Annotated in this window: 21 protein-coding genes; 16 read left to right on the top strand and 5 right to left on the bottom strand. The window is 55.0% G+C overall.

Annotation, left to right across the window (positions count from 1 at the left end):
• Nucleotides 1-212 precede the first annotated feature (212 nt).
• Both HOJ08_05145 and HOJ08_05150 read left to right on the top strand, forming a co-directional pair.
• The gene (locus HOJ08_05145; protein MBT5672818.1) at nucleotides 213-767 is read left to right on the top strand and encodes a phosphonopyruvate decarboxylase; all 555 of its coding nucleotides are present in this window, start codon (nucleotides 213-215) and stop codon (nucleotides 765-767) included.
• Nucleotides 768-772: 5 nt separating this feature from the next.
• The gene (locus tag HOJ08_05150) at nucleotides 773-1,375 is read left to right on the top strand and encodes an aldehyde dehydrogenase (GenBank protein MBT5672819.1); all 603 of its coding nucleotides are present in this window, start codon (nucleotides 773-775) and stop codon (nucleotides 1,373-1,375) included.
• A gap of 69 nt (nucleotides 1,376-1,444) precedes the next feature.
• Here the strand turns inward: HOJ08_05150 and HOJ08_05155 are convergent, their stop codons facing one another.
• The 3 genes from HOJ08_05155 to HOJ08_05165 form a co-directional block, all read right to left on the bottom strand.
• Entirely contained in the window at nucleotides 1,445-2,572 is a 1,128-nt protein-coding gene (locus HOJ08_05155) for an amidohydrolase (protein ID MBT5672820.1), read from the bottom strand.
• Between the two features lie 108 nt (nucleotides 2,573-2,680).
• Nucleotides 2,681-3,211, bottom strand: a complete 531-nt coding sequence (locus tag HOJ08_05160) for a cupin domain-containing protein (GenBank protein MBT5672821.1) — start codon at nucleotides 3,209-3,211, stop codon at nucleotides 2,681-2,683.
• Nucleotides 3,212-3,397: 186 nt separating this feature from the next.
• Nucleotides 3,398-5,041, bottom strand: a complete 1,644-nt coding sequence (locus tag HOJ08_05165; GenBank protein MBT5672822.1) for a hypothetical protein — start codon at nucleotides 5,039-5,041, stop codon at nucleotides 3,398-3,400.
• 97 nt (nucleotides 5,042-5,138) lie between these two features.
• Here HOJ08_05165 and HOJ08_05170 point away from each other — a divergent pair, with 97 nt between their 5' ends.
• The 4 genes from HOJ08_05170 to HOJ08_05185 all read left to right on the top strand — a co-directional run bounded on the left by HOJ08_05170 (nucleotide 5,139) and on the right by HOJ08_05185 (nucleotide 9,574).
• Nucleotides 5,139-6,065, top strand: coding sequence for a hypothetical protein (locus HOJ08_05170; GenBank protein ID MBT5672823.1), 927 nt, complete (start codon nucleotides 5,139-5,141; stop codon nucleotides 6,063-6,065).
• 179 nt (nucleotides 6,066-6,244) lie between these two features.
• On the top strand, nucleotides 6,245-6,979 hold the full coding sequence (locus HOJ08_05175; GenBank protein MBT5672824.1) for an isoprenylcysteine carboxylmethyltransferase family protein: 735 nt from the start codon (nucleotides 6,245-6,247) through the stop codon (nucleotides 6,977-6,979).
• A gap of 267 nt (nucleotides 6,980-7,246) precedes the next feature.
• Nucleotides 7,247-8,506 (top strand): MFS transporter, encoded by a 1,260-nt coding sequence (locus HOJ08_05180; protein MBT5672825.1) that lies wholly within the window; start codon nucleotides 7,247-7,249, stop codon nucleotides 8,504-8,506.
• 51 nt (nucleotides 8,507-8,557) lie between these two features.
• On the top strand, nucleotides 8,558-9,574 hold the full coding sequence (locus HOJ08_05185; GenBank protein ID MBT5672826.1) for a 4-hydroxythreonine-4-phosphate dehydrogenase PdxA: 1,017 nt from the start codon (nucleotides 8,558-8,560) through the stop codon (nucleotides 9,572-9,574).
• Between the two features lie 10 nt (nucleotides 9,575-9,584).
• Here HOJ08_05185 and HOJ08_05190 read toward each other — a convergent pair whose 3' ends face one another.
• Nucleotides 9,585-10,652, bottom strand: a complete 1,068-nt coding sequence (locus tag HOJ08_05190; GenBank protein MBT5672827.1) for a tartrate dehydrogenase — start codon at nucleotides 10,650-10,652, stop codon at nucleotides 9,585-9,587.
• 143 nt (nucleotides 10,653-10,795) lie between these two features.
• Here HOJ08_05190 and HOJ08_05195 point away from each other — a divergent pair, with 143 nt between their 5' ends.
• Both HOJ08_05195 and HOJ08_05200 read left to right on the top strand, forming a co-directional pair.
• Nucleotides 10,796-11,419: a class I SAM-dependent methyltransferase gene (locus tag HOJ08_05195; protein MBT5672828.1), complete on the top strand. Its 624-nt coding sequence runs from the start codon at nucleotides 10,796-10,798 to the stop codon at nucleotides 11,417-11,419.
• Nucleotides 11,420-11,458: 39 nt separating this feature from the next.
• A complete protein-coding gene (locus tag HOJ08_05200; protein ID MBT5672829.1) occupies nucleotides 11,459-12,457 on the top strand; it encodes an NADPH:quinone oxidoreductase family protein in 999 nt (332 codons plus the stop codon).
• A 26-nt stretch (nucleotides 12,458-12,483) separates the two neighbouring features.
• Here the strand turns inward: HOJ08_05200 and HOJ08_05205 are convergent, their stop codons facing one another.
• A complete protein-coding gene (locus HOJ08_05205; protein MBT5672830.1) occupies nucleotides 12,484-13,386 on the bottom strand; it encodes a LysR family transcriptional regulator in 903 nt (300 codons plus the stop codon).
• Nucleotides 13,387-13,518: 132 nt separating this feature from the next.
• On the opposite strand from HOJ08_05205, the gene HOJ08_05210 reads away from it, so the two are divergent.
• The 8 genes from HOJ08_05210 to HOJ08_05245 all read left to right on the top strand — a co-directional run bounded on the left by HOJ08_05210 (nucleotide 13,519) and on the right by HOJ08_05245 (nucleotide 21,724).
• The gene (locus tag HOJ08_05210) at nucleotides 13,519-14,067 is read left to right on the top strand and encodes a carboxymuconolactone decarboxylase family protein (GenBank protein MBT5672831.1); all 549 of its coding nucleotides are present in this window, start codon (nucleotides 13,519-13,521) and stop codon (nucleotides 14,065-14,067) included.
• A gap of 41 nt (nucleotides 14,068-14,108) precedes the next feature.
• Nucleotides 14,109-14,660 (top strand): pyridoxamine 5'-phosphate oxidase, encoded by a 552-nt coding sequence (locus tag HOJ08_05215; GenBank protein MBT5672832.1) that lies wholly within the window; start codon nucleotides 14,109-14,111, stop codon nucleotides 14,658-14,660.
• 72 nt (nucleotides 14,661-14,732) lie between these two features.
• Entirely contained in the window at nucleotides 14,733-15,446 is a 714-nt protein-coding gene (locus HOJ08_05220) for a cupin (GenBank protein MBT5672833.1), read from the top strand.
• Between the two features lie 67 nt (nucleotides 15,447-15,513).
• Complete coding sequence (locus HOJ08_05225; protein MBT5672834.1) at nucleotides 15,514-16,626, top strand: Rieske 2Fe-2S domain-containing protein; 1,113 nt, start codon at nucleotides 15,514-15,516, stop codon at nucleotides 16,624-16,626.
• A 66-nt stretch (nucleotides 16,627-16,692) separates the two neighbouring features.
• Nucleotides 16,693-17,826 (top strand): Rieske 2Fe-2S domain-containing protein, encoded by a 1,134-nt coding sequence (locus HOJ08_05230; GenBank protein MBT5672835.1) that lies wholly within the window; start codon nucleotides 16,693-16,695, stop codon nucleotides 17,824-17,826.
• Nucleotides 17,827-17,978: 152 nt separating this feature from the next.
• Nucleotides 17,979-19,133, top strand: a complete 1,155-nt coding sequence (locus tag HOJ08_05235) for an extracellular solute-binding protein (GenBank protein MBT5672836.1) — start codon at nucleotides 17,979-17,981, stop codon at nucleotides 19,131-19,133.
• Nucleotides 19,134-19,253: 120 nt separating this feature from the next.
• On the top strand, nucleotides 19,254-21,116 hold the full coding sequence (locus HOJ08_05240; protein MBT5672837.1) for a hypothetical protein: 1,863 nt from the start codon (nucleotides 19,254-19,256) through the stop codon (nucleotides 21,114-21,116).
• 41 nt (nucleotides 21,117-21,157) lie between these two features.
• Nucleotides 21,158-21,724: a DUF924 domain-containing protein gene (locus HOJ08_05245; GenBank protein MBT5672838.1), complete on the top strand. Its 567-nt coding sequence runs from the start codon at nucleotides 21,158-21,160 to the stop codon at nucleotides 21,722-21,724.
• Nucleotides 21,725-21,771: the final 47 nt, after the last annotated feature.

Genomic DNA, 21,771 nt, shown 5'->3' on the forward strand with positions numbered 1-21,771 from the left:
CAAACGGAAAACCATGGAAACCCGGCGCTTGCAATACCGCAAATACGCCGCTTAATATGATCAACCAGATGGGCCAGACCCTCTCTTAGATCAGGCCGCCAGATGTTCCATTTTATATGACGACGGACAGACGTTGTTCTAACGGGCTAGCCATGAGGCCCGGTTTCGCCTAAAAAATTGTATTGGACTGGCGCCGCACACTTGGTGGCTTGATGAGGGATGAGGGACGAATAACCATGGTGAAGACGAAAGCAAAGACGCGGCATTGGTCACATGACGTGCACAGCGTTCTGAAAAAAGCGGATGTGCGCCAGGTGGCCTATGTGCCCGATGGCGGTTTGGCGAAGCTGATTGATCTTTGCAATGGCGATAAAAAAATGCGCTCAGTGGTGCTGACCACAGAGGAAGAGGGCATCGCACAAATGGCCGGTGCCTGGCTCGGCGGCCAGCGCGGCGTGTTCCTAACCCAATCGGGCGGTGTTGGCAACTGCATCAACATGTTTTCAATGATCCAGGAATGCCGCATTCCGTTGCTCGCCATTGTGTCGATGCGCGGCCAGTGGGGTGAGGCCTACCCATGGCAAATTCCAATGGGCCAGTCGACCCGTGCAGCGCTTGAGGCCGCCAATGTTATCGTCCAACCGGTCGATCGCGCCGATGAAATCGCCGAGACTGTTGAGGCGGCGGCTCGGATGGCTTATGACGGCAATCGCGCCGTCGCGGTGATTATATCCCAGCGAATTACCAAGAGCGGGGGGCGGGGCTGATGGCGATGCGAAAGACAAAAGCAGCGAAAATCACACTGAAGCGCCGCGATGTGGTGAAACGTATTTTAAGCCAGCGGGGCGATGCGGCGGTGGTCACCGGCATCGGCAACGCCGTGCATGACGTGGCATCGTGTGGCGATGATGCGCGCAATATGTATCTGGGCGGCATCATGGGTGGCGCATCCATGGTCGCGTTCGGCGTGGCGCTGGCCCAGCCCAAACGCCGCGTGCTGGTGATTACGGGTGATGGGGAATTGCTGGCCGGCATCGGCAGCTTACTCACCATCGGCGTTGAAAAGCCTAAAAACCTGGCCATCGTGGTGCTTGATAACCAGGCCTATGGCGCGACCGGAAACCAACTTACCCATACGGCGGCTGGCGTCGATCTGGTCGCCATTGCGAAAGCATCGGGCTTTACCAGCACTGCGCTGATCACCGACACCGCCGGCATTGATGCCGCCATGGCCGATATTCATGATCGCCCCGGCCCCTATTTTGCCGTGGTCAAGGTGAAGACCGTGACCGGGCCTAGGCTCGACATATCGCGCGATGGCACCTATATATCGCGCCGTTTCCGCACGGCGATGACGGGCGAGGAAGGCTGGTAGAGTCCAAGCAAAAGCCCCCGCTGCAGGGCAGCGGGGGCTTGATGCATCTGTCGTTTTGGTGACGGTATGCTAGTGGACGCGATCTTCTTCCGTCAGGTCCAGCTTGAAGAGATCCATGGCATTGTCCCATGTGTAGCGGCGGCGTTGATCACCGGATAAATCCTTCAATTGACGCTCAACGACCTGGCGTGAATGGGGGAAGGTCATGTTGAAATGCGGGTAGTCGTTTGACCACATGCAATTCTTCTCTCCCCACCATGATAACGAACGGGTTCCGACGAAGTCTTCGAGGAAGGTGCCGTAAACGTGCTCTGCGAAGATCTCGCTGGGCTTGCGGTTGATGGGGATCGGGTAGGAATCGCGGTGACGCGCGAAATAGTAATCCCATTGTTGGAGAAGGAACGGAATCCAACCAATCTCGCTCTCGGCAAGCAAGAGCTTGAGCTTTGGGTGGCGCTCGAAGTAGCCATAGAAGATCATGTCAAACAGGGTATTGGCCGAATCATGGGTTTTCGTATTCGTGGAATCCTTGATCCCTTCGACGTTCCGCTTGTGCCCTGTCTTCATATAGCCATGTCCGGTCAGAATATGGCAGATCACCGGCTGGTCTGCTTCGGCGCAAGCGGCGAAGATCGGGTCGTAATGCTCGGTATTGGAGAAGGGAAGCTGGGGATCGGGCACCTGCCAAATCACGGCACCCCGCAGGCCCTTATCAATGGATCGGTGCAATTCCTTCACGGCGGCCTTTGGGTCGTAAACCGAGATCAAGGGCGTGCCGACAAGGCGCTTGGGATCTGGGGCGCACCAATCGGTCAGCCAATCATTATAGAGCTTGAACCCTTCTTCCTGGAGTTCAACATCATCGATCCCATAAAGCGCCATGCCATAATTGGGGAACAGAATTTCTGCGGCAACGCCGTCGTTGTTCTGGTCTTCCAGACGAAGGTTCGCGTCCAGCGCGCCCGGAGGCGAGTTGCGGAAGGGCACATTCGGCAGTTTTTCGCTCAGACGTTTCGGCAATTCCTGCCAAAGTTCATCCGGCTCCATAACATGAGAATCGGTGGAAATCATTTTTGGCATTGTGGCCAATTGTGCGTCACTCAACGGATCGCCGACAAGGGTCCGGCGCGGAAAGGTCTTTGCTTGCTCTTCCGACATGCCTGCAAACTTGGTGGCATCCACGGGTAATTCTGCCATTTTTCACTCCCATAATAATTGTTTGATTATCGGCCGGCGTTGCTGCGCGGCCAAACTTAAAGGCGCGATGGCGAATGGCCGCCGCGTTTCTGACTCTTGATATCTGCCCTAATCGGCGGGGAAAAACTTTCCTTCAGCAATAGTACGCTTCTTGGAGGATTCGCCGTTCTTCTTGGCGCTGCCAACTTTGACCTCGCCATTGGCAAATGATGTTTTGGCGATAACGTCTTTCGGCGTACCAAATGATGTCAGATCATCAAGGCCGGTTTCGGTGCGCACACCGCCCCCGACTCGCAACATCACAAGATTTTCCGCTTCATCTGCCACGAATTTGTACTGGGCGTCCTTTGGCAACATCACGCCTTCGTATTTGCCAACTTCCTGGGTGCGGCCATCGCCAAAGGTGAAGGTCGCCTTGCCCTGCAAGATGATAAAGGAATGATCTTCACCGCCGTGAGAATGGAGCGCATTTTCGCCGCCGCTGGCGTAAACCTTGAGGTTCACCCAAAGGTTCTCTGCTGTGGCCAGTGGCTCGTACGAGGTTCCCTGCTCCAACATTGGCGTATCGCGCAGCGAGAACAATTTTTCCTTGTCCGTGGCGACATTAGGGGTTCTTTCAAAAATTCTTACATCATCCATTGGGGCATCTCCTCATCATTTGCTTAGGTATCTAATAGCCTTTCCCGCCCTTTTTTGCAACCCGTTTGTCGCCCTGCAGGCCACGTTGTCTTCTTGCATGGGATGCAGGCAGGGGGTGCAGAATGCCCGGTTTTACGCCATTAAATAGACAGTACCGGACCTGTTTTTGGTGATTTTTGGGGGGGGTCAATTCTGGTTGAAAAGACGCAAGATATCGTGATGGCCTTCTTGTCGGGCGTAATCACTGGCGGTCTTGCCAAAACGGTTCTTTGGGGTTTGATCGGCCCCGGCCTGTAAAAGCGCCTTTGCGGCACCCATATGCCCATTCCAGGCTGCCCGCATGAGGGGGGTAAAGCCATCCCCATCACGTATGTTGACGTGCGCCCCGGCCTTGATCAGGGTTGGGATGATATTGCCATGACCATTGATGGCGGCCCATGCCAATGCGCCCCTGCCATTGGCATCAAGGCGATCGACCTGGGCACCGGCATGCAACAGGGTTGAAACGATGCCGTTATATCCCCGCCATGCCGCTTCGATCAGCGGGGTCCGGCCGTCTTTATCCCCGGTATCAGGATCGGCGTCCTGGGCCAAAAGAAGATGGATTTGTTCAACATCTCCCACTTTTGCTGCCACCTGAAGTTTCTTGCTCAACCCCTTTTGGACGGCAGGCGAATGTGTCGCCAACATGGAGATGATTTTTTCAAGCTCCAATTGTTGTCTGCGCGCTTTGATCTTGTCTTGGGGCGCCATCAACTTTGCCAGTTGATCGCGGGCCGTATGGGCAGCTTTGATGCCGTGCTTTTCCGCAGCGCCCAGCCAGGCATGTGCCTTGGCAAGATCAGGGTCCGGGGTATCTTGGGCCGCCAACATGGCCAGCACCATCTGAGACGGGCTGTGGCCTGCCAATGCGGCATGGTTGAGATATTGCTTTGCCAATGCGGCATCCGTCGCAATTTCGGCTTTCTTGTGGTCCTTGGTCAGATAATGCTCGGCCAACGAAAACTGGGCATGGGGGTACCCTTCTTTTGCCAATTGTTCGATGTTGCGAGAAATGCTGCGCTGCTCTTTCGTTTTGGCTTTTGTTTTGGCTTTTGTTTCTGTTGTGGGTTTCTGCTTTAACATTGCCATGCGCAAGGTCTCAAGGCGGCGAACGGACTTTCCGATTTGGCCGAAGATTTTTGAAATTTTCTCCGGACGCGATTCCAGGTGCTCAGCATTTGCATCCAAAAGCTTGGCACTTGCTTGATCGCGTAATTGTTTTGTGACTGCCTTGCGCATTTCATTGCCGCGGGCCAATTGCACCGATGATGTCGCATTGGCGTTTGATTGATGTCCGGGCTGTTCGTTTTCTGTCTTGCTCTTCAGGCTGAGCCAGGGCCGCAGTTTGGTTTTGGTGACGGCAGCGCTTTTTGACAGTTTTGTAACGTTGCTTTTAGTAATCTCGCTTGCGCCAGTTTGTTTTTGAAGTGCGGCCATCGCAATTTCAGCCCTTGCAATGGTGTCCTGAACATCTTTCGACAGATTCTTGATGGTCAGCATCTCCACCTTCACAGGATCTTTCATGGCGGTTATTTTTGCGTTGGCATCGAACATGCCACTCATCAACGCACCCATGGATACAACCACAATCAGCGCACCCGCGACGGCAGCAATGGTCATGGCGGAGGTGATCAACAACCAAAACGCACCGAACAGCATCGTCAGAAATAAAATGAATGCGATGATTCCGGAAACCAGACCCAAAGCCGCATCCCCTGAAACAGCTTCAAAGGTAAAAAGGCCTAAAACAAGGTGCAGCGCCACTGACATGGCGATTGCTTTGGTCATCCCCCGGCTTCCTCATCGTATTTTTACGAGCACCCCATTATACAATATTTTCAAAAAACTCGTAATCATGATTAATTTATGGTTAACCCCTTAGGGGATGGCTTATTTCAAAGATCATTGGGCGGGGAAAATCCCCCTTATCCGGGCTTTTTGGGTCAATGGGGTTGCGGTTTTGGCGCTGTGCCTATTGGCAGGTGAAATCTGGGCCAGGGTTTCGACCCTCTTGCCCCATAGCGAAATCATCATCACCAGCCTTATTTTGAAAGGCTTGGCGTTGGTGGTTGGCATCTGGCAATGGGTTGGAATTTATCGATCCGCCACCCGTGCGGCACGTTCTTTTGTCCCCCATATCGCAATCTTGGTTGCCACCGTGGTGGCCCTTGGCGGGGTGGGGTATGTCGCCCTCACGGCGAAGCAACACATCCAGATTTTGCAGGCACGCTTTAATCCGGCGCTCGATCATTTCAAAGTGTATCGGGATAACAAGACGGACCTTGTGCTGGTTGGCGCGATCAATGATCAATCCGCTGCTTTGGTGGTGGTGGCCCTTCGTGATCCAGCGATCAAGGTGCTGCGGATTTCAAGCCATGGCGGCTTGGTATTTCCTGCGGCCAAGCTGGCGGCGGTCATCTCTAAATATAAAATTGCGGTTCTGGCCGAAGACCGGTGCCAATCGGTTTGCGTGCTGGTGCTTGCGGCATCGCCAAAGGGCATTGTGGCAGAAGCAACGAACATCGCCTTTCATCAGGTCGGCAGGTCGTATGCTGATGCGTCCCCCCTCACCAAAGCGGAAACCAATGCCGCCAGCCTTTATCTGGGTCTGTTCCGGAAATATGGCATTGCCCGATGGGCCATCGGTGAAATGTCTTCAAAGCCCATCTGGAAACCAAATATGGATACATTGGTTCGCATGGGGCTGGTTGATTTTGTCTATCTGAAAAGAAAAGAGAAAATTATCAGGGCGCACAAATATTGCCAAAACCCAAAAAATCGCTGTGCGGCGCCCCCGGCCCCGGCACACTAAGCCCTGTCTCGTCTGCGTTGGGCGGCCCGAATTATTCCATCCATCCCGCGCACTTTCCATTGTCCTCCCCGCGTTGATCGTTATCATCATGCGCAACCTGTCCGTCACCCAGATGATCGCGTTTGGTCATGGGGGAACGAGAAGCAGGGGCATTTGATTTTTAATAGGGGGACGCAAATATGGGACGCACGATCGCACTGGTCTATGGGGCCATCAGTTATTTACTTTTTTTTGCAACCTTTCTTTATTCTATCGGGTTCGTTGGCAACCAAGTCGTGCCGAAAGCCATCGATAGCGGGGTTTCGGGAAACATCTTTGATGCCATCGTCCTTAATGTCGCGTTGTTGTCTATTTTCGCCGTCCAACACAGCATCATGGCGCGCCCCGGCTTTAAGGCATGGTGGACCCGGATCATATCAAAGGCCGTAGAACGCAGCACCTTCGTCCTGCTGACCAGCCTGATTTTGGCCCTTATTTTCTGGAAGTGGCAGCCCATGGGCGACATCGTCTGGTCGGTGGAAAACCAGATCGGCGTGATCGCGCTGTGGACGATCTTCGGCATTGGCTGGCTGGTCGTTCTGGTGTCGACCTTCATGATCAACCACTTTGATCTGTTCGGCCTCACACAGGTTTACGATAATTTTAAGGGCCGCGAATCATCCCCCCCCAAATTCATGGTATTGGGCCTGTACAAGGTGGTCCGCCATCCCATCATGCTGGGCTTCATTATCGCCTTTTGGGCGACCCCGGTCATGACCATGGGCCACCTGCTCTTTGCCGCCGTCACCACTGCCTACATCCTGCTCTCGCTTTCATTATTAGAAGAACGCGACCTCGTCGCAGAACTCGGCGACGCCTACACCGACTACCAATCCCGGGTCCCCATGATCTTCCCCACGGGCTCCAAAAAATAGGCAGGTGAGGCGGCGGGCCCCAATATTTATTTAGCCACTGTAATTCTCGTGTTTTATCTTTTCATCCGACCCGGTCCGCCAGTATCTCAAAATCATCTATTGCCACCGCCCCGATCTGCCCGCGCACTTGAGCGTCACCACACCCCCATAAAACCTCACCCCACTTCGTAACTTCTGCTTTGCAGGCGGTGCCCTCTGGATTAGCTTGTTTTCGCCGTCATTGATCCTGTTGAGGGTTGATGCAAAAAATTCTATGGAGAGATGCCTGTGGCTGATGCGCCCAGCGTGACCGATCAGCCGCCGGCCCAGCCAGCGCCTGAGCCCCCGGCAAGCGCCATTTACGCCACGTATGGCGTAGGGTTTGCGGGCAATGGGGTGGCTATGATGCTGAAGGTCCTTATTCCGCTTTGGGCCATAGAGCTGCAATTTTCGGCGAGCCAGATCGGGATTGCCATTGGCTTGTCGTCGTTGATGCCGTTCCTGCTGTCCATCCATGGCGGCGTGTTGATGGATCGGTTGGGGGTGCGCCGGGTGACCATTGCTTATGCGCTGATCACCGCCATTGTGTGTCCGCTGTATCCGTTCTTTCCATTTTTTGGCGCGGTGCTGGGATTGCAGCTGTTTACAGGCCTGTCTTCTTCGATGGTTTGGGTCGGGGCGCAGTCTTTGATCATTGGCTATACCAAGGGCAAGACGACCCTGATCGCCCGGTTTTCTGTTGCCGCGCGCACCGGCACCTTGTTGGGCCCGGTGGTCATTGGTGCGATGTGGGATCTGGCGGGTCCCTTTGGCGCGTTCTCCTTTGTGGGCGGGTGTGCGCTTTTGGTGCTGGTCGTTTTGCGGATGGTGCCGACCACAACTGAACCCGCAACCGTATCAGCCCCCGCCCCAGAACCGGTCAAAATCAAGCTCTGGGATTTGATGCCTAAATGGAAAGACTATGCAGGCGCTTTTTCCCTGATCGCCATCCCGGCGGTGGCCTTTGTGGTCGCCATGACGGCGTTGCGCAATTCATCGACCGGCATTCAGACCTCTTTTTATATCGTCTATCTGAAGGAAATCGGGTTCTTCGGCACCCTGATTGGGGTGTTGGTTGGCCTGTCTGAAGGTGCGGGTATTTTTGGTGCCCTGATCGCTGGGTGGTGGGAAAAGTATATCCGGCCCCATTGGGTTTTGATCGGGTTTGTCATTATGTCGCTGGCGTTTGTGTCCATCACGCCGCTTTTGGGCGGCACATTTTTGCTGTTGGCCTTGGCCACCGCAGGGCGGGGGTTTGCCCAGGGCCTGACCCAGCCGGTGATCTTTGGGGTGTTGGCCCGGGCCGTGGATTCCAGCGTGCAAAGCACCTCTATTGGCCTGCGCACCACGTCTAATCGTTTGTCTGCGGTGTTGGTGCCGTTTGTCATGGGGTTTGTCGCCGATATCGTCGGCATTAAAAACAGCTTTTACGTCTGCGGCGGGTTCTTGATTGTGTGTTGCATCGTCGTTGCCCTGACCATCCGGCGCGTGCCCGCGTTCCGGGATTAAGCCATATCGCGCCGAGATTGATCAAAACCCTGATGGTTCTATAGTGACACCATGAGCGACACCGTGAAACTGCGCATCGGCATTCTTTTAGGCGACCCCAACGGGATCGGCCCAGAGTTGGCGGCCAAAGTATTAGCCGATGAAACAATGCGTGCGCGCGCCGATATTCTGGTGATCGGAGACCACCGCGTGCTCGACATGGGGATCGCGGTTGCCGGGCTATCGCTGCCCTATCATAAAATTGATAGCATTACGGACGCTGCGTTTGATGGTGGCATTGAACTGCTGCATCAAGACAGCATGGCGCCCGATACCGTCACACCGGGCACGGCGACGCCCGAAGGCGGTCGGTCGGTTTATCTGGCGATCAAACAGGCATTGGCACTGGCCCGCGACGATGTGATTGACGGGTTCTGTTTTGCGCCCATGAATAAAAAGGCGTTAAAATTGGGCGGGTCCCCCTTTGCCGATGAACATATTTTGTTTGCCCACGAATTAGGCTTTGATGGCCCGTTCTGTGAACATAACGTGCTGGGCGATTTGTGGACCGTGCGCGTATCGTCCCATATCCCGGTGGCAGAGGCCGCGTCGCGCGTCACCGAAGAACGCATTATTGAAATGGCGGGGCTTGCCAACACAACCCTGCAAAGTGCCGGAATTGCGTCACCCCGCATCGGGGTTTGTGCGCTCAACCCCCATGGCGGGGATGGCGGCATGTTCGGGCGTGAAGAAATCGACATCATCGCGCCAGCGGTGGCAAAAATTAAGGCCGCAGGCATTGATGCAGACGGGCCGTATCCGGCCGATACCATCTTTGTAAAGGCCCGCGACGGTGCGTTTGATGCGGTCGTGACCATGTATCACGATCAAGGCCAGATCGCCATGAAGCTCATGGGGTTCAACAAGGGTGTGACGGTATCGGGCGGCTTGCCGGTGGCCATTGCCACCCCCGCCAGCGGCACGGCCTTTGATATTGTCAGCAAGGGCGTCGCTGATCCCGAAGGAATGCGCCAGGCATTCTTGCTGACGTGCCGCATGGCAGATGCCCGCAAAAACAAAGCGTCATAGCTGAAATAATCTAACCAGAAATCGCATCACAGATGGCGCGGCCGAGATCTTTGGTGTTGGCCTTGCCGCCCAAATCTGGCGTTAACGCTGCGGGATCGGCCAGCACGGTTTCAATCGCGGCAACAATGGTGTTGGCGGCATCGTCTTCGCCTAAATGTTCCAGCATCATGGCGCCCGACCAAATCTGGCCGATGGGATTGGCAATGCCCTGCCCGGCAATGTCGGGGGCAGAACCATGGACGGGTTCAAACATGGATGGGAAATCGCGTTCCGGATTGATGTTGGCCGAAGGTGCAATGCCGATGGACCCCGCAATGGCCGGGCCCAGGTCTGAAAGGATGTCGCCAAAAAGGTTAGAGCCAACAACCACGTCGAACCAGTCGGGATGGAGCACAAAATGCGCGGTCAGAATATCGATATGGTATTGGTAGGTCTTGATGCCCGGGTATTCATCAGAAATGATGCGAAACCGTTCATCCCAAAACGGCATGGTGTGAATGATGCCATTGGATTTGGTGGCCGAGGTGACATGTTTGGCCGCCCGGGTTTTGGCAATTTCAAAGGCGTAGCGCAACACCCGATCCACGCCGGTGCGGGTAAAGATGCTTTCCTGAACCACGGTTTCCTGTTCGGTCCCGGCATAAAGCCGCCCGCCAATTTCTGAATATTCGCCTTCGTTGTTTTCGCGCACGACAATAAAATCGATGTCTTCTTTTCCGCGCCCGGCCAGTGGCGATGTGATGCCATCCAACAAGCGCACGGGGCGGATGTTGATGTATTGCTGCATGTGGCGGCGGATCGGGATCAACAATCCCCAAAGCGAAATGTGATCGGGCACGCCCGGAAAGCCAACGGCACCCAGATAAATGGCATCAAACGGTTTCAGGGTTTCAATCCCGTCATCGGGCATCATTTGACCGGTGGCCGCATAAGTTTCGCAGCTCCATGGGAATGCTTGCCAATCAAGGGCGAAGCCAAAGCGCTTGCCCGCCGCGTCCATGGCGGCCATTCCTTCGGGCATCACTTCCTTGCCGATGCCATCCCCGGCGATGACCGCTATTTTATGGGTGTTTGTCATGCGGTGATGTGCTCCGATCATTGGCGTTAGATTGAAATCATGGGGTTATTGTCACAGATTTTGGCCCCAACATGCAAAATTCCCTGTATTTTGCCTGATAATCAAATTTTCAATCACCAAGACATTCCGGGAAGGTGCGGCGTATGCAGGATTCAAATAAGACGCCCCATCCATCAGAGGTGACCATTGCGCATTATGATCGGTCCGCCGCATCCTTTTGGACCGGCACCCGCGATCATGACGTGAGCCAAAATTATAACGCGCTGCTGGATGCGATAGAGGGCACGTCCCCTCACGCCATTTTGGATTTGGGGTGTGGCCCGGGGCGCGACCTTCACCATTTTCGGTCTATGGGCCACGATGTAACGGGTCTGGATGGATCAAAGGAATTTGTCGCAATGGCACGCGCCCATTCCGGGTGTGAGGTATTACATCAAGACTTTCTGTCCATGGCATTGCCGGAAAGGCATTTTGATGGCGTGTTCGCAAACGCGTCCCTGTTTCACGTGCCGAGCAAAGCATTGCCGAACGTGTTGCTGGAACTTTTTGCATCCCTGAAACCCCGGGGGGTTTTGTTTTGTTCAAACCCGCGCGGCGATAATGATGAAGGCATGCACAATGGACGGTATGGCTGTTTCTTCGATCTTGAAACATGGCGCGATTTTGTCACGGGGGCGGGCTTCATAGAGGTGCAGCATTATTTCCGCCCCGCAGGCCGCCCGCGCGATCAACAGCCGTGGCTTGCGACCGTTTGGCGTAAAGGTTAAAGGTGATGGTCTAAGAACCACAAATTTTTTGGAGGGTTTATGCGGGCACTTATTTGCGATCACTGGTGTGACTACAAGGATTTGACGGTAAAGGATGTTCCGGAACCGGAAATGCGCCCGGGCGCGGTTCGGGTTCGGGTCGAAGCCGCAGGGGTCAGTTATTCAACCCAGATCGTTGTGGCCGGTAAATACCAGCGCAAGCCCCCGTTTCCGTTTTCCCCCGGCACCGATATTGCCGGCACCGTGATTGAGGTCGCCGACGACGTTACCGGGTTGAAACCGGGCATGCGGGTGTTTGCCCCCATCGATTGGGGCGGGTCCGCTGAACAGGCCGTTGTCGATGCAATACACGCAACCGTCTTGCCAGATGATTTGGATTTGGCGGCCTCTGTTGCCCTGCCGATCAGCTATTCCACGGCAGGCAGCGCCCTGATGTGGCGCGCGAAGCTTCAAAAAGGCGACTGGATTCTCATCCACGGGGCAGGGGGCGGGGTTGGCCTGGCAGCGGTGGAAATTGCCAAGGCCATAGGTGCCCATGTTATTGCGCGCGCAGGCGTGGACAAACATGAACATCTCAAATCCCGGGGTGCAGACGTTGTCCTTGATAGTGCCGCGCCCACCTTTCGTGAAGACGTGTTGCGGTTAACCGATGGCGGGGCGCAGGCCGTGCTGGACCCCATGGGCGGGGCCATTTTTGATGAAAGCCTTCGCTGTTTGGCAGAGGGCGGCACGCTGGTGTCCATCGGTTATGTCAGCGGGGAAATCCCCAAGGCGGCGGCCAACATCATCATGTTGAAAAACATCGCAGTCGCGGGGTTGAACTGGGGCCTGTATATCGGCTGGTCACCACAGGATAACCGCGAATTTTATGCGCCGCGTGCGCAAGCCTTATGGGCGCAATTGGTGGATTGGTGGCAGGAAGGCAAGATCGCGCCGATGATCCATGAAAGCTATCCCTTGGCTGATTTTGCATCGGCGATGGAAGCAGTTCGGGAGCGCCGTGTCATCGGGCGGGTGGCCCTTTTGCCACAGGTTTAAAAGCCTGATTGATCAGGCGGCAACAATCATTCATTCAGGGCCGCATTGGCCCGGAGGCGTTCGACCATAAAATCCACAAAGGACCGGACCTTGGCCGAAACCATTCGGCCTTCCTGATGGATGACGTGGACCTGCATCGGGGGCATTTCAAACGGTTCTAAAATTGCCCTTAACCGGCCATCGGCCAGATAGGGGGCGACTTGGTATGACATCAACCGTGATATCCCCCATCCCCGAAGCGCCAATTCAATCACCGCGTCATTGGTGTTCATGCGAAGCCGGGGTTCAGCCCGAACCGATAGCGGCACTCCGTTTTCCTGAAATGCCCATTCTTGAGAAGTCTCCACAGACGTAGACTTGATCAGCTGGTGATTGGCAATATCTTCGGGGCGCTTTGGCAGTCCATTCGTTTTTATGTATTCGGGTGATGCAAACATGACCCTTCGAACCAATCCAACCCGAATGGCGGTGAGGGAAGAATCAGGCAATTCGCCAATTCGAATGGCGATTTCCAACCCTTCATCCATCAGGCTGACCACCCGATCAACAAAAAGAGTCTGGATGTTTACCATTGGATAGCAATCCAGATAATCCCCCAGGATCGGGGTCACGTATATTCGGCCAAACAAAACCGGCGCCGTGATCCGTAATTCGCCGCGCGGTGCTGCATGGATGCCTACCGCTGCTTCCTCGGCCTCTTCCAGCTCAAGTAAAATCCGCCTGCCATCGGCCAGAAACCGTTCGCCACTTTCAGTCAGGCGGACCGAACGGGTGGTGCGAACGAACAAACGGGTCCCCAGCCGGTCTTCCAACAAAGCGACGGCGCGGGTGACGGCGGGGGGTGATATGGATAAATCCCTGGCAGCCGCGGCAAAGCCCCCGCAATCGGCCACCTTTACAAATACCTGAACGGCGTGAAAACGATCCATTCTTATTATTCCGTTATATTGAATAGTTATTTCAATATTATGGCCATTCTAATGATTTGTGAAACAGATTATCTCTTTATTCACCGAATGCAGAACGCAAACGGGCACACAAACCCAAAAAGGAGAATAATCATGAGCCGTATCAGCATCGTTACCCAGGAAAATGCCGACGGAGAGCAAAAAGCGCTGCTTGAGGTCATCTCGAGCAAACTCGGCATGGTCCCTAACTTTCTGGGCATTCTGGCGCATTCGCCGGATGCCTTGAAAGCTTTCCTCGGCCTTCACACCATTGCCGAAACCGGTCGGCTAGACCCCCAAACCCGCGACCGCATCGCGCTGGTTGTTGCCCAGGAAAATTCTTGCGAATACTGCCTTTCCGCCCATACCGCCATTGGTCGTAAGGCCGGGCTGGCAGATGAAGAGATGGAAGCCAATCGGGCGGGATCATCCCAAGATGCAAAAGCCGCCGCTGCCGTCGCATTCGCGAAAGCACTGAATGAAAATCTGGGTGATGTCACCCAGGCCGAATTGGATGCGGTTCGAAACGCCGGATACGGCAATGACGAAATCGTCGAGATCATCACCCATGTGGGGATGAACATCTTGACCAACCTGATTGGCAAGGCCTCACAGGTGGATATCGACTTTCCCAAGGTCTCGTTACAGAAACAGGCGGCTTAAAGTTCGCCGATATTCCCCCAAATTTTTACAAGGAATTTGTCATGGCCACTACATTCGCTGACATCACATTTACGCCCTCTGTCAAAGCAGCCCAGACGCGGTATGGCAGCCGGGACAGGAACAAGGGATTTGAAACGATGGATGCCCCAGCTAGTTGGCTGGGTGCGGTTGAGGCCGCATTCGTGGAAGCACGGGACGGTTTTTATCAAGCCACGGTCAACGAAGATGGGTGGCCCTATGCGCAGTTTCGCGGTGGCCCCATCGGATTTTTGAAAGTGCTGGATGGGAACACCGTTGGCTACGCCGATTTTCGCGGCAATACCCAATATATCAGTACCGGTAATCTGGCGGCCAATGATCGTGTGGCTTTGATATTGATGGATTATCCAAACCGGCGGCGTCTTAAAATCTGGGCGCGGGCAAAGATTGTCCATCACGATGAAGACCCGGCACTTTTGGCGCGCCTGGAGGTGCCCACCTATCGCGCCCGGGTTGAACGTGGGGTGGTGCTGAGCATTGAGGCCGTGGACTGGAATTGCCCGCAACACATCACCCCCCGGTTTACCGAACCCGAAATTGAAGCCCGAAATTGAAGCCGGTGGTGAAGTCGGATGAATTTAAAGTCCAACTCAGGTAAAATGAACCCAAAACCGATGAGGCACGTCATGACAAAAGAGTCCTTAAAAATTAATGCAGATTTTAATGATCGCGCCGTTATCAACACGGCCGATGCGGATTGGATTTCTTCGCCCAGTGCCGGGGTGGACCGCATCATGCTGGACAGGATCGGCGATGAAGTGGCGCGCGCCACCTCCATTGTGCGGTTTGAACCGGGCAGCAAATTTCCCATGCATCCCCACGGGGGCGGCGAAGAATTCATGGTGCTAGACGGCATATTCTCTGATCAATTCGGCGATTTCGGCCCCGGGTCATATATCCGAAACCCGGTTGGCACATCTCATGCGCCGTTCACCGAAAAGGGCTGCACGCTATTTGTGAAACTGTGGCAATTTCAGAATGACGACCTAAGCCCGGTCAAGATGGACACCCGTGCGATGGCTTTCGCGCCGGGCTTGGTGGATGGGCTTAGCGTTTTGCCCTTGCATCAATTTGGCACTGAAAGCGTGGCCCTGGTGCGCTGGCAACCGGGCACTGTTTTCAATCGTCATAGCCACTATGGCGGTGAGGAAATATTTGTTATTGAGGGAACCTTTGAGGATGAATTTGGGTCCTATCCAACCGGCACGTGGATCCGCAGCCCCCATCAAAGCCAGCACACACCATTCTCTAGCGATGGATGCCTGATATACGTCAAAACCGGCCATTTATTGGCCGATGATGGGACTTTGAACGACCCGGCCAGCCGATCCGTTTCTTGACGAAGCGGGGGCCAAGGGCAATACTTTATGACATCTGGCTGGTGAAGAATTGCAAATTGGGGGGCCTATGAGCCCGGAAGAAAATGAACGGCTGACACGGGTCGGCCCGGGCACACCGGGGGGCAATATGATGCGCCGTTACTGGTGGCCGATTGGGTTCACAGAATTGGTGACCGACAAGCCGTTTCCAGTGCGCATTCTGGGCGAAGATTTGGTTCTTTTCCGCGAACCCGGCGGCACCCTTGGCCTCATTGATAAACACTGCCCCCACCGTGGCGCATCATTGGAATTTGGCCGGATTGAAGAAGGCGGGTTGCGGTGCTGTTATCATGGCTGGAAATTTTCCGCCGATGGACGGTGCTGTGATATGCCAGCAGAATCGCCCGGCAGTCCCCTGATGGCCGAGGCCCGATTGAGCGCCTATAAAACACAAGAGGTGGCAGGGTTGATCTTTGCCTATCTTGGCCCCGATCCAGCCCCCCAATTGCCGCGTTACGATAACCTGTATCGCACCGATTGCATTCGCCGCATTGGTGCCAGTTTTGAATATTGCAACTGGATGCAGCGAGCAGAAAATGCCGTGGACCAGATGCATTCAATCGCGCTGCACGCAGCGGTCTATCCCCAATTTGCCCTGAAGCGCCCGGATGTCGATTGGCAGCAGACCGACTACGGGGTGCGGGCCGCATTCCAGATTCCCGATGGCGCGGCCAAGGTGTCGCATTTCATCTTTCCCTCCCATAGCCGTTATTTCGGGGCCAGAATTGGCGATGAGGCCAGCCATAACTGCAATTTGCGGGTGCCGGTTGATGATGAAACCACCCTGACGTTTTTTATCCGCCTGCGCGAAGCCCATGGTAAGGGCGATCAGGTGATTACGGCTGGATATCGCGACGTGGTGCGGGGGGAATATGACCGGACGGCTGATGGTTGGTGGGACCTTGGGTCCCGGGATCAAGACCGGGCCTGTCAGGAAAGCCAGGGCTTGATTGCGGATCGCAGCCGTGAAACACTTGGCACTTCGGATCGTGGCGTGATTATGTTCCGCCGCATGTTGGGTGACGCCATTGATTCCGTGGAACGGGGCGAAGACCCGCCGGGAATTGTGCGCGAGCCAAGAGATGATATGATGACGTTCGATGCCCATAAGGTGCGTGACGGAGAAGTCATTGAGGCTTAACACTTGAATTATAAAACGACCGAACATAACGGTCGGAATTAGAATAAATCTGGGAGCCGTAATCGTATGAAGCCACAGGAAAATGAACGCCTGTCCCGTGTTGGCCCCGGCACGCCGGGGGGCGAAATGCTGCGTCGTTACTGGTGGCCTATCTGGTTTTCGGAACTGGTGACCGACAAGCCCGTGCCCGTGAGGCTTCTGGGCGAAGATTTGGTGTTGTTTCGTGACGCCAGTGGCAAGGTGGCCATTCTGGACAAGCGCTGTCCGCATCGGGGCGCATCATTGGAATTTGGCCGGGTAGAAGAAGACGGATTGCGGTGCTGTTATCATGGCTGGAAGTTTGCCGCCGATGGCCGTTGCATCGATATGCCCGCAGAACCGGCCGATACCCCCCTGAAAGATGAGGTCCGCCAGACGGCTTATGAAACCTTTGAGACCGCAGGATTGGTGTTTGCCTATCTTGGTCCCGATCCGGTGCCGCTGCTGCCTAAATTTGATCTTTTGTTCCGCAAAGATTGTCACCGGGTGCTGTATTCAAAAGAAGAACATTGCAACTGGTTGCAGCGGGCAGAGAACGGCTATGACCCCCATCACCTGATGGCGCTCCATGCGCCGGGCTACCCCCAGATCGCCCTTCAACCGGCCAAGATCACATGGGAAAAAACGCTTTATGGCTATCGCACCCAAATGGATTACCCAGACGGCCTTGTGAATGTCACCCAACAGGTTTTTCCGTCCCATACCCGCCGTCTTGCGGCCCGGGTCGGTAATGCGCCCAAGCATTATTTTAATTTGCGCGTACCCGTGGATGATGAATTGACCATCACCTTTTTCCTTCAGGCAGAAATCGCCGAAAAAGGCCCGTACCGCCTTGAAACCCGTGGCCATGCCAGCAGCGACCGTCTGGAATTTGATCCGATTGATGATGGCTGGTGGGGCATTCCATCCCATGAACAAGACCGCATCGCTCAGGAAAGTCAGGGCGTGATTGCCGACCGCAGCCGCGAATTTTTGGGCACATCGGACGAAGGCATCGTTATGTTTCGCCGGTTATTGACCGATTCCATTAAGGCCGTCGAAGAAGGCAAAGACCCGTTTGGGGTTATTCGCGAACACGGTATGGAAGATTATATTCGCCTTGATGCCGGTAAAAACTTTTCCGATGGCACCTTGAAACCGCCAGACATCATCAATGCCTGATTTTGGGCCTGAGCCCCGGCTATTATTGGCGGGCATCCATATTACAGCGTATCATAGCCACAAAAGATAACCATAAACTGGGAGACAACATGATGGGTATAGCGAACAAATTCGGACCCGCGCGGTTCATATTAATGGGGGCAGGTGCCGCAATGGCGCTTGCGATTGGGGCACCAACAGACGCTGCCAGTGAAACACCGGCGGTCGCGTTAAAACTTGCCAAGGAATACAAGGTTTCTCCGGAACTGATGTCGCGCTGGGAAGGCGAACACAAGGTTCCCGCCGCTTGGTTGGCCGGTGCAAAAAAAGAAGGCGCGCTCAAGATCAGTGGCAGTGCCAGACCCACGGATTTCAAACCCATGGCGGCACCCTTCCGTGCACGCTATCCCTTCATCAAGGTCAACTATACCCGTGGGTCCAGAAACACCCGGGTTTTGAAACCCCTGACTGCCTTTCGCCAGGGCCGGTATCTCACCGACATTGTGACGGGCATTAATACCCGCCTGAACCTGTTCCGGGAATTGGATGCGCTGACCGATCTGTCAGACATGCCCAACCGCAACAATATCCCCAAAAAATTCGGGGGAAGTGCGACAAAATGGATCGGTGCCCGGTTGCGGTATTACTGTTTGGTCTACAACACCAACTTGGTGAAAAAGAGCGAATTGCCAAAAACCTGGGACGATCTGAAGTCCTCTAAAGCGTTGCAAAACAGCAAGACCGCCCTGTGGTATGGCGTGGGATCGTGGTTGCTGCCGCTATGGGGTGAAAAAGGCCCCAAATGGACAACCCAGTTCATTCACGACATCTATGGCAAACTCAAAGCAGAGCGTCGCAAAGAAGGCATGACATCGCTGACCAGCCTGACCGGTGCGGGTGAGTTTAAATCAACCCTCGCCGTTGCGGCCTACATGGTTGCTCAGATAAAGCGGAAGGGCGCCCCGGTGGCCTTTCACTGTCCTGATACGGTGATGATCAATGCATCGGCCGTGGGCTTGCTGAAAGGTGCGCCGAACACCAATGCTGGGAAATTATATCTCAATTGGTTGCTGAGCATGGAAGGTCAGCTGTTCCAGTATCGTCATACCGGGGGACGCCCAATCCATAAGGCGCTGCAAATCAAAGAATTTTTGCCGTTCCCGGAAGAAACCCTGGGCAAGACCATGGCCTTTCATGACCCGAGCAAGCTGTCGAAAGACCTTCCTGCGCTGATGAAAATCTGGGGCCCGTATTGGGAAAGCGGCAGTGGTCCAAAGGGCAAACGCCGCAAGCGTGGCCGCAGGGGCAAGGGTAAAAAGAAAAAATAACCCAAAGGCATGACGCCCCGCCGGGCCTGCTCGGTTGGGGCGTCATTGCCACCGGTTTCTCAAATCGTTCAGTCAAATCAATGTGATCATTTCTTGCGGATCACAGGGAAAGGAAAATCTATGTCGCGTGCACCCAAGGCCAAATCCAAAAATCCCAGTTTAAAAAAATCTAATGTCAGGGCGCGTAAGGTGGCCAAGTCTGCATGCGAGGTGCCGGTCAAGACGCGCAAGCACAACCGGGCTGAATACGGTTCCGACGCCGTCGTCGATATGCTGCGCAATTACGGTTTTAAATATGCCTTCCTCAATCCCGGATCGAGCTTTAGCGGGTTGCATGATTCACTGGTCAATTACAACGCCAACGTCCAGCCCAAGGCGATCCTCGGCCTCCATGAAGACGTCGTCACGGCGATGGGGCAAGGCTACGCCACCGCAGCTGAACGCCCGGCGCTGTGTATCCTGCATAATCTGGTTGGCCTGTTGCACGGAACAATGGGAATTTTCAACATGTACTGTGCTGGCATGCCCGTTCTGATCCTGGGCGGATCAGGCCCATCGGACCCGGCATTGCGCGGTCCTGTGGATTATACCCATTCCGCAAATACCCAGGGCGAAGCGGTCCGTTCCTATGTCAAATGGGACGACGAAGCGACCACGGTAGATGGTGTGCTCGATTCCGTCGCGCGCGGCTACAAGATTGCCAATACCGCACCTAAGGGGCCGGTCTATATCGCCTTTGACAGCGGTTTGCAGGAACAGGAACTGAAAAAACCGGTCATCATCCCCGAAACCGACCAACCCGCGTTCCAGCCCCCCGTACCCGCGGCCATCCCTGCCGATGCATTGGATGATATCGTAGATTTATTGGTGCGCGCACGCTATCCGATGATTATTGGCGGGCGGGTTGGCTACGTATCTACATCCACCGGGCAGATCCGTGAACTGGTGGAACTGCTGGGTGCTGCCTATCGCGAAGACCGCACCTTTGTTACCATGCCGACCCTGCACCCCCAGAACCTGACCGGATCGCGCAAGGCGCTGGACAAGGCCGATGTGGTGCTGGCGTTGGATTGTGCCGATGTGCGCTGGTCGGTTGGCGGCTATGGCGATAACCGCGATGACTACAAGCGCAAGGATGCCAAACGTCAAAAGGTGATCGACCTGTCGATGAACGAAGGCGCATCGCGACGCTGGAATCGTGTCGGCGGCCCCATTGCCGACACGACGCTACAGTTGATGGCCGACCCCATGACCGGCATCTCCCAGATCATCGCTGCGGTCAAAAAACGCATTCGGTCTGATCGCGCCCTTGCGGCACGCTTCAAGGCCCGCACAGCAACCCTTGCCAAGGAAAAGGCGTCACTAACCCGGGAACAGCAGGCGAAGCTTAAGGCACGCTGGGATGAAAACCCGATTTCACCGGACCGCATGGTGGCCGAACTTTGGGCCGCAGTGCGCAAAAAGCCTTGGTACCTGACGCTCCGCAATCACCGTTCCTGGCCCGAAGGGGTATGGGAATTTGAGGGTGCCGGGCAGTATGCGGGGCATTCGTCTGGTGGCGGTCTTGGACACGGGGCAGGTGCGTCGGTCGGTGCGGCCTTTGCGTGTCGCGATGACGGGCGCTTCCCGGTCGGCATCATCGGTGATGGTGATTTCATGATGGGTTCCAGTGCGGTATGGAGCGCGGTCCATTACAAGACGCCGCTCCTTATCGTCATCAACAATAATACGTCCTGGTACAACGACGAAGAACTCCAGGTTAAAGTCGCCAAGCATCGCGGTCGCGCAACGGAGAACGCCTATATCGGCACCACCACCCGTGACCCTGACGTTGATCTCGCCAAGGTCTCAGAAGGCTACGGTGCGGTTGTCGAAGGGCCGGTTAGCGAACCTGGCGATTTGGCCGAAGCCTTTAAGCGTGCGGTTAAGGTGGTCGAAGACGGCGGCGTTTCCGTCGTCGATGTTCGAACGGCCAGTCTGTAGCAGATTAATGCCAGACTAAATCGAGGCAGGGTTGGTGGGCCATGACGGGGTCTGAAGCTAAAGATGTGGACTGGGTTGATGATGTGCTTGGTTTTTGGTTCAAAGACCTTTCGCCAAAGGATTGGTATCAACGCAGCGAAGAAACCGATGCTTTGGTGCGCCGCCGTTTTGGGCCGTTGTATGAAATATTCTCCCGGTCTCCCCCCCAACTGGAAGGGGCAACGGCGCGCATTGTTTTGGCGGCGATCATCGTCCTTGATCAATTTCCGCGCAATATGTTCCGTGATTCTGCCAAGGCATTTGCCACCGATGGGATGGCGCTGTTGATGGCAGAGGGGGCCGTTGATCGTGGCCTTGACCGGTTGCTCACCGACCTGGAACGCCAATGCCTGTATCTGCCCTTTCAACACAGTGAAAAGGCGGATGTGCAGGCCCGAAGTTGCGCCCTTTACGCGGCATTGGGTCAGGCCGAAAGCCTTGAATATGCAAAGCGCCATAAAGAGATCATTGACCGATTTGGCCGTTTTCCTCACAGAAACATGGCCCTTGGGCGTCAATCAAGCACTGCGGAACTGGCATTCTTAGAGGAGCCAAACAGTTCCTTTTAGGGGGCTTTCTGCGCAGCACCATCGTATAAAGGTGCTTCGCATCAACC

Source organism: Rhodospirillales bacterium, from assembly GCA_018666775.1.
Lineage (GTDB): Bacteria > Pseudomonadota > Alphaproteobacteria > SMXQ01 > SMXQ01 > JABIXC01.

Excerpts from the sequence above, each read along its gene's own strand:
- HOJ08_05175 (MBT5672824.1), top strand. The coding sequence starts at position 6,245 with ATGGGACGCACGATCGCACTGGTCTATGGGGCCATCAGTTATTTACTT.
- HOJ08_05215 (MBT5672832.1), top strand. The coding sequence starts at position 14,109 with ATGGCCACTACATTCGCTGACATCACATTTACGCCCTCTGTCAAAGCA.
- HOJ08_05160 (MBT5672821.1), bottom strand. The coding sequence starts at position 3,211 with ATGGATGATGTAAGAATTTTTGAAAGAACCCCTAATGTCGCCACGGAC.
- HOJ08_05240 (MBT5672837.1), top strand. The coding sequence starts at position 19,254 with ATGTCGCGTGCACCCAAGGCCAAATCCAAAAATCCCAGTTTAAAAAAA.
- HOJ08_05230 (MBT5672835.1), top strand. The coding sequence starts at position 16,693 with ATGAAGCCACAGGAAAATGAACGCCTGTCCCGTGTTGGCCCCGGCACG.
- HOJ08_05220 (MBT5672833.1), top strand. The coding sequence starts at position 14,733 with ATGACAAAAGAGTCCTTAAAAATTAATGCAGATTTTAATGATCGCGCC.
- HOJ08_05145 (MBT5672818.1), top strand. The coding sequence starts at position 213 with ATGAGGGATGAGGGACGAATAACCATGGTGAAGACGAAAGCAAAGACG.
- HOJ08_05245 (MBT5672838.1), top strand. The coding sequence starts at position 21,158 with ATGACGGGGTCTGAAGCTAAAGATGTGGACTGGGTTGATGATGTGCTT.
- HOJ08_05235 (MBT5672836.1), top strand. The coding sequence starts at position 17,979 with ATGGCGCTTGCGATTGGGGCACCAACAGACGCTGCCAGTGAAACACCG.
- HOJ08_05190 (MBT5672827.1), bottom strand. The coding sequence starts at position 10,652 with ATGACAAACACCCATAAAATAGCGGTCATCGCCGGGGATGGCATCGGC.
- HOJ08_05225 (MBT5672834.1), top strand. The coding sequence starts at position 15,514 with ATGAGCCCGGAAGAAAATGAACGGCTGACACGGGTCGGCCCGGGCACA.
- HOJ08_05195 (MBT5672828.1), top strand. The coding sequence starts at position 10,796 with ATGCAGGATTCAAATAAGACGCCCCATCCATCAGAGGTGACCATTGCG.
- HOJ08_05185 (MBT5672826.1), top strand. The coding sequence starts at position 8,558 with ATGAGCGACACCGTGAAACTGCGCATCGGCATTCTTTTAGGCGACCCC.
- HOJ08_05205 (MBT5672830.1), bottom strand. The coding sequence starts at position 13,386 with ATGGATCGTTTTCACGCCGTTCAGGTATTTGTAAAGGTGGCCGATTGC.
- HOJ08_05150 (MBT5672819.1), top strand. The coding sequence starts at position 773 with ATGCGAAAGACAAAAGCAGCGAAAATCACACTGAAGCGCCGCGATGTG.
- HOJ08_05200 (MBT5672829.1), top strand. The coding sequence starts at position 11,459 with ATGCGGGCACTTATTTGCGATCACTGGTGTGACTACAAGGATTTGACG.
- HOJ08_05210 (MBT5672831.1), top strand. The coding sequence starts at position 13,519 with ATGAGCCGTATCAGCATCGTTACCCAGGAAAATGCCGACGGAGAGCAA.
- HOJ08_05165 (MBT5672822.1), bottom strand. The coding sequence starts at position 5,041 with ATGACCAAAGCAATCGCCATGTCAGTGGCGCTGCACCTTGTTTTAGGC.
- HOJ08_05155 (MBT5672820.1), bottom strand. The coding sequence starts at position 2,572 with ATGGCAGAATTACCCGTGGATGCCACCAAGTTTGCAGGCATGTCGGAA.
- HOJ08_05170 (MBT5672823.1), top strand. The coding sequence starts at position 5,139 with ATGGCTTATTTCAAAGATCATTGGGCGGGGAAAATCCCCCTTATCCGG.